We start from the raw sequence: 6747 nt of genomic DNA, 5'->3' as shown, positions 1-6747 counted from the left end.
CACTTGCCATGACCGTCAGGGTATCCGAGATTTCTTGGAACATCTGACGCTCTGTCTTTTCCCCACGGAAGATCTGGTTGTAAAGAATCCCGTCCTTGATAAAGAGCACGCGCTTGGCCCGAGCTGCCGCTGCGGTTGAATGAGTCACCATGAGGATGGTTTGGCCCATGGTATTGATATCTTCAAAGACGTCTAGCAAAGCAGCCGAGGACTTAGAATCTAGCGCCCCTGTTGGCTCATCCGCAAGGAGGATTTCAGGTGAGGTGATGATGGCACGCGCTACGGCCACCCGTTGCTTTTGCCCACCAGAGATTTCGTAAGGGTATTTTTCAAGCAGTTGGTGAATGCCCAACTCTCGACTCACGCTATCCACCTTGCTCATCATTTCCTTGACCGGTCTGCGAGAAAGAACTAGAGGCAAGAGGATATTGTCCTTGACAGACAAGGTATCGAGCAGGTTGAAATCTTGAAAGACGAAGCCTAGTTTTTCGCGACGGAAGCTCGAAGCGTCCTTGTTCTTGATGGTTGAGGTGTCCGTGCCATTGAGGTAGACCCGCCCTTCCGTCGGCTGGTCCAGCATAGCCAGGATATTGAGGAGGGTCGATTTCCCAGATCCTGATTCCCCCATGATAGCCACGTACTCACCCTTTTCCACGGTGAAGTGGATATCCTTTAGGGCTTCGACTTGCGTTCCTTGGAAGCGGGTTTTGTAGATCTTTTTGATATGTTGAACGTCTAGTAATGACATGTTTTTCTCCTTTTACTAGTAGATCAAGAAAAATTCTTGGGTTTGTTGTAGGACTTGGCGACCAAATTCTACCTTTTCCAGATCAGTTTGGATATATGGTTTCTTAATCTTTTTGGGTTGTTTCATCCATTTCAAGAGTTTCATTTTCTTGACCTCCTTCATTTGATAAGACTATTGTAAAGAAAATAAAAGGCGGTCACCATAACCTAACCTTTCATTTTTTAAATCTAACCTTACATTTTTGTCATTTTCATATAAAAGAGAACCTTAGGGAGAGAATCATTAGTATCGGCGAGTTCCCCTAATCCATCACCAATTTCTTCTCCTCAAAACGTATGGCAACAGTCGTCCCTTGGCCAACTTGTGAGGTCATCTGGAGTTGATGCCCTAGCTGGTCTGCAATCTTCTTAGATAGGTAGAGGCCTAGTCCAGAAGATTGCTGGGTCAAATGCCCATTGTAACCAGAAAAGCCTCGCTCAAAGACACGGAGTATGTCGCTATCCTTGATTCCAATCCCACTATCTTTGATATAAAGGGTCTGGTCTTTGAAATAGATCTCAATCCCGCCAGTGCTGGTATACTTAAGGCTATTCGACAGCAATTGCTCGATGATGACCAAGAGCCACTTGCGATCGGTGATGACCCTAGCATCCAAGTCATGCAGATCCACCGTCAAGCCCTTTTGGATGAAGAAAATGGCATACTTTCGTACGACTTCTTTGACCAAGTCCTCTAGCGACACGCGCTTCAAGACCAGATCATCGTGAAAGCTTTCGAGTCTCAGATACTGGAGGACCACATTGGCATAGGAGTCAATCTTAAAGAGCTCCTGCTCCATTTGCTTTCTCAGGTCGCTGTCTTTTATATTTTGAACCAAGAGTTGGCTAGCCGCAATGGGGGTCTTGATCTGGTGGACCCAAAGGGTATAGTAATCCATCAAATCATTGTAGGTCTCTATGCTCACTGTGGTCTGCTCACGCTGGGCTTGCAGACTTTCTGCCAGCTTCTGACTCAAGACCTTTTCTAGAGGAGTCTCAGGTGTCCCCTCCCCATAAAGCACTTCCTTCCGATAGGCCTGATAGCCAACTGCCATATCCCACATGACGAAGAGAAGGGTCAAAAAAGCCAAAATCCCCGTCAGGTAAAGAAGAAAATGACGGTAGCCTTCGAATATATAGGCAAACAAGAGGAGGGAAGAAAGGAGTAAGCCGAGCAAATAGAGATAGCGACGATGGGCAAGCAGATAATGTTTGATAAAAAAAATTCGATTACCCATTGCTCAACCCGTACCCTATCCCTTTTTTCGTTTCGATAAAATGTTCCAGTCCTGCTTCTTCAAGTTTCTTCCGGAGTCTAGCTACATTGACCGAGAGGGTATTGTCATCAATAAAGAAATCACTGTTCCACAGTTCCTTCATCAGGTCATCCCGAGCCACTACACTTCCAGCCTTCTCAAACAGGATACGAAGGATTTGAAATTCATTCTTGGTTAGATTGACCACTTCTCCCTCGTAGACCAGATCCATGGATTTGAGATTGAGGATAGCACCCCGGTGTTCTAACAAATCTTGATCAGTCCCAAACTCATAAGAGCGGCGAAGGAGTCCCTGGATTTTCGCCAGGAGGACATTGGGATCAAAAGGCTTGGTCACATAGTCATCTCCTCCCATATTGATGGCCATGACGATATCCATGGCTTGATCGCGTGAGGATAAAAACATGATCGGCACTTTAGACACCTTGCGGATCTCCTGGCACCAGTGATAGCCATTATAAAGAGGAAGACCGATATCCATCAAAATCAAGTGAGGATTGGTCTGGACAAAGGTGCCCAGTACATCCATAAAATCATCAACTGCAATGACTTCAAAGCCCCACTGCTCCATGATGATCTTCACTTGTTGGCGAATGGTTTCATCATCTTCGACAAGAAGAATTTTGTGCATGCTCTTTCCTGCTCTTTCTTACTAGAATGTTACCCTTTCATTATATCAAATTATCCAAGAAGCATACATATTTTTCGACAGCATAGCATAGAGGTCATCAATTTCCTATTTTTACTAAGGGGCTTTTCAGGTATTTTATGCTATACTGAACATACAGATACAAAGGAGAATCCCATGTCCACGATTTTTGATTATCTAGACCATGTCACCTATGATTCCATCTATGATCGCCCCTTTAAGGAACTCGATGTCCTGGCACTGACGGAGCTGACCTATCTTCCTTTTGATCGGATCGTGCCCCAAGGAGATACGACCAATATTGAAGTCCGCTTGTCTGATGCGACAGAGCTGGTCGATCGGACCACCGATTTTATCGTGACGGACCAGCACTTGCAGTTAGTAGATAGCTTGGCCACTTCAAAACGCTTTAAGAATATCAAACTGCTCAACTATGTCGACGAATACGATCTCGATGTTCAGAAGCAGTTTGCGGCGATGACTTATCGTCTTACCATGGATGTGTATTTAGTTATCTTCAGAGGGACGGATGATACCTTGATCGGTTGGAAGGAAGATTTCCACATGACCTACATGGACCATGTCCCAGCTCAGAGACGTGCAGCCAGCTACCTACAACATGTCATGAAGGAGTTTCCAAAAGGACGCTTCATGGTAGCCGGACACTCCAAAGGGGGCAATCTCGCAGCCTACGCCTGCTCCTACCTTCCTGATCAGCTGTCCGAACAAGTCCATGCCATTTACTGTTACGACGCTCCAGGTCTCAACAAGTCTATTATCGAAACAGAAGGCTACCAACGAATCGCACACCTCATTCATCGCTTTGTCCCACAAGGATCCATCGTCGGCATGATGCTAGAAGTCCCAGAGCCTGCTACGATTGTTAAAAGTCGAGCTTTTGGTGGCTTTGCCCAGCATGACGCCTTTACTTGGATGGTTGAAAAGGATGGATTTGTGACACTGGATCAAACCAGTCCCGATAGCCAGCAGATGGACCAAACCTTAAAACAGTGGGTACAAGAAGTCCCTGATAACCAACTTAAGAAATTTTTCGATACCTTCTTTGGCCTCTTCTTGGATGCAGGCATTACTTCAATCAATGATTTGATGAACTTGAATAATTTCTCCAAGATCAAAGAGATCTTTCAAAATGCTCAGGACCTAGACCCCACCGAGCGTGAAATGTTGGAACGTCTAGCCAAGCAACTCATCGACACCCGTGTCCAAGCATGGAAAAAATGGCAAACAGTCCCCCGTATCCTCGTTCAAATGGCTGCATTTTTCAAGCGAAAACAAGCAGTCGAGGCCACCTCACCACTGCTCCTTGAGCATAAAGATTGACAAATTCACCTCTCTCTTATATAATGTAACAATATCGTTTACATCGAATGGTGTAAACGAATTTTTTATATAGAAAGAGAATCATATGAAATCAATCAAAGGAATAACCCTTATCGTAGCCAGCTTAGCCCTGACCATCTTTGCTTGGCTCTCGTCCGGAATAAGCAATTTTCTCATACCTGGACTAGCTTTGACTACCCTATCTTGGACCTTCTTATTAACAACCCGCTCAGCACATTTGGAAGTCCTCTTTCATGGGATTGAAAACATGTACGCCATTCACAAAGTCATGGCTGTCTTCTCACTGATTCTTCTGGCTTTCCATAATATCAGCATGGGTGGCCTGTGGGGATCTCACCTAGCTGCTCAGTTGGGTAACATAGGGATTGATCTTTTTGTCAGCATCGTCTTAGTTGCTTTTCTGGGAAAATTTCTCAAATATGAAACCTGGCGTTGGATTCATCGCATGGTTTACTTAGCCTACATCTTTGGTCTCCTTCACGTTTACATGATGATGGGGGCACTCCTGACCCAACCTAGCCTTTTGTCTTTCGTTGTTGGCTTCTTTGCCATCCTCGGTCTAGCAGCTGGATTCTATATCATTTTCCTCTACCAAATCATAGCCTTCCCTTATCTTGGAAAAATCATCGGACTTAAACACCTCAACAACGATACTACAGAGATCGAAATCCAACTCAGCCAAGCCTTTAGCTACGAATACGGCCAATTTGCCTTTCTAAAAATCCATCAAAAAGGATTTGAAAAAGCTCCTCACCCCTTCTCCATTTCAGGCGGTTCAGGCAATCGAATTTTCTTTACGATTAAGGCTTCAGGAGATTATACCCAGCAAATCTATAACGAACTTCAACTAGGCACTCGGGTTAGTATCGACCGTGCCTATGGGCATATGTTGCTAAAAGAAGGTCGAGACCAACAGGTTTGGATCGCTGGAGGGATTGGGATTACTCCTTTCATCTCCTACCTTCGTGAAAAGAAAGATCTCCAACAGCAAGTCAGCTTCTATTATTCCTATAGTGGTGAAGAAAATGCTGTCTACCTTGATTTCCTCAGAGAATATGCAGAACAAAATCCCAACTTAGACCTTCATATTGTCAATAGTCAAGAAGAGGGTTATCTAGACTTCAGCAACTATCCATTTACAGATGATAACACAATTTTTATGTGTGGACCGACAAAAATGATGGAGGCATTTGCCCAAACCTTTAAGAAGATCAATCCAAAAGCAGAACTCATCTATGAAGGATTTAGTTTCAAATAAAAAGAAAACCAATCCCTTCAACACCTAGTGATAAACAATTGAAGTAAAATAAAACCCAGGAAATTGAATTTTCTGGGTTTTTCGCTTTTTATTGGCGATAGAAGTATTGATCCGCTGGATAGTTCCCAGCTGATTGGGTAACAACCAAGCGAGGTTTGCTCTTATCTGACTGGTCTCCATCAGGATTTTCAAAACCAATCTTAAAGAGGCCAACTGCCACTCCTGTTTCTCCCACACGTAGATCTACATAAGGAACTTTACTTGTCTTATCCGAGTTCGGCACTGCTTTTAATCTTCCTTGACCTTTCACAGTTCCATCTTCTTGGATGACCATCTCCTGGCCTTTAGCGTTGCGCCATGTCCCTGCCAGACTTGAGAAATCTCCACTATTGATGGCCGCAATATCAAGGTCTGCTTCCTTCTTAGGCTCTGGGTAGGCTTCCCACCATTTGTCTTGGTAGGCTTGGAAGGAGGCTTGATGGTAGAAGATGCGTCTCAAAGGCAACACGACACCATCCGGACCTTGAACATTTTCAGGAATCAAGGTGACAACCAATTCCTGACCAGGAGTTTCTCCACTTGTACCAGCTTGGACAAAGTAAACCTGATAGGTCGATCCAGCTTTCTTCGGTTTCTTATCTTTATTAAGGACAAATTGGACATTGCTAGCTCCACTCCAGAAGCTCCATCCCTTATCCTGATCAGAGTAGATAGAAGGAAAAACAGTAGTCCGGTGATTGTAATAATCTTCTGGACTATAGCCATACAACTTAAAGCCAGAATCTGCAATCTGCTTTTCAATCGATTCGTTGGAATAGCTTCCCGCGAAAGTTGTCAAATCTCCATCCAATACCGCATCATCTGGATTCGTCGACTTGAAAAAATCCTTCCGATTGGCAAAGACCATCTCATGTTCGGGGTCTTTATCTGACATGGTTACCGTAATGAGGGGATCCTTATCTGATTGGTATTTAAAGATACGCACAGTGACGGTAAAATCAGTATTCCCATCAGACTTTTTCATCTGGCTAGTAGAAACTTTATTGGCACCTTCAACTTTGAAATCTGTTGAAAAAGTTGCTGAAACAGCACCATCATCTGTTTGATAATCAATTTTCCAAGATTTCCCATTTTTCTGAATCTTAGCTTTGTCACGCGCATTAGATACATATTCACCAGACAGATCGATGGCTTTTTCCTTAGATGAAGACGAGGTCTTCGAAGTCTGGTTGAACTCTTTTTGATGATCCGGTTGAATATTGGAGCTAGAGTAGAGATAGACTCCTCCGATTAGAACCACTGCACTCACAAAAGCGATGATCATCCAAAGATATTTCTTATCTAACTTTTTGATCATTTCAACACCTCCTTGAAATGGTAGTACCTAATAGTATACCTTAAATTCTATTTAAAGC

Annotated in this window: 7 protein-coding genes; 2 read left to right on the top strand and 5 right to left on the bottom strand. The window is 43.9% G+C overall.

Annotation, left to right across the window (positions count from 1 at the left end; translation table 11 throughout):
- The 4 genes from QZ158_RS04205 to QZ158_RS04190 all read right to left on the bottom strand — a co-directional run.
- Positions 1-748: ABC transporter ATP-binding protein (locus QZ158_RS04205; protein WP_293875140.1), on the bottom strand; the 748-nt coding region annotated here is incomplete at its 3' end.
- 15 nt (positions 749-763) lie between these two features.
- Positions 764-892, bottom strand: a complete 129-nt coding sequence (locus tag QZ158_RS04200) for a hypothetical protein (RefSeq protein ID WP_293875137.1) — start codon at positions 890-892, stop codon at positions 764-766.
- A gap of 157 nt (positions 893-1049) precedes the next feature.
- The gene (locus QZ158_RS04195) at positions 1050-2024 is read right to left on the bottom strand and encodes a sensor histidine kinase (protein WP_293875134.1); all 975 of its coding nucleotides are present in this window, start codon (positions 2022-2024) and stop codon (positions 1050-1052) included.
- Positions 2017-2694, bottom strand: coding sequence for a response regulator transcription factor (locus QZ158_RS04190; RefSeq protein ID WP_048789741.1), 678 nt, complete (start codon positions 2692-2694; stop codon positions 2017-2019). Before QZ158_RS04190 ends, QZ158_RS04195 begins: the two co-directional genes overlap by 8 nt.
- A gap of 174 nt (positions 2695-2868) precedes the next feature.
- Between QZ158_RS04190 and QZ158_RS04185 the strand changes: the two genes are divergently transcribed.
- Positions 2869-4053, top strand: a complete 1185-nt coding sequence (locus tag QZ158_RS04185) for a DUF2974 domain-containing protein (protein WP_293875131.1) — start codon at positions 2869-2871, stop codon at positions 4051-4053.
- A gap of 85 nt (positions 4054-4138) precedes the next feature.
- The gene (locus QZ158_RS04180; RefSeq protein WP_293875128.1) at positions 4139-5332 is read left to right on the top strand and encodes an oxidoreductase; all 1194 of its coding nucleotides are present in this window, start codon (positions 4139-4141) and stop codon (positions 5330-5332) included.
- An 88-nt stretch (positions 5333-5420) separates the two neighbouring features.
- Here the strand turns inward: QZ158_RS04180 and QZ158_RS04175 are convergent, their stop codons facing one another.
- Entirely contained in the window at positions 5421-6689 is a 1269-nt protein-coding gene (locus QZ158_RS04175) for a DUF6287 domain-containing protein (RefSeq protein WP_195610918.1), read from the bottom strand.
- Between the last annotated feature and the right edge of the window lie 58 nt (positions 6690-6747).

Source organism: Streptococcus sp. A12 (assembly GCF_905372335.1).
Classification (GTDB): Bacteria; Bacillota; Bacilli; order Lactobacillales; family Streptococcaceae; genus Streptococcus.
Note: the sequence above shows the minus strand (reverse complement) of the source record. Positions and strands in the feature narration are given on the sequence as shown.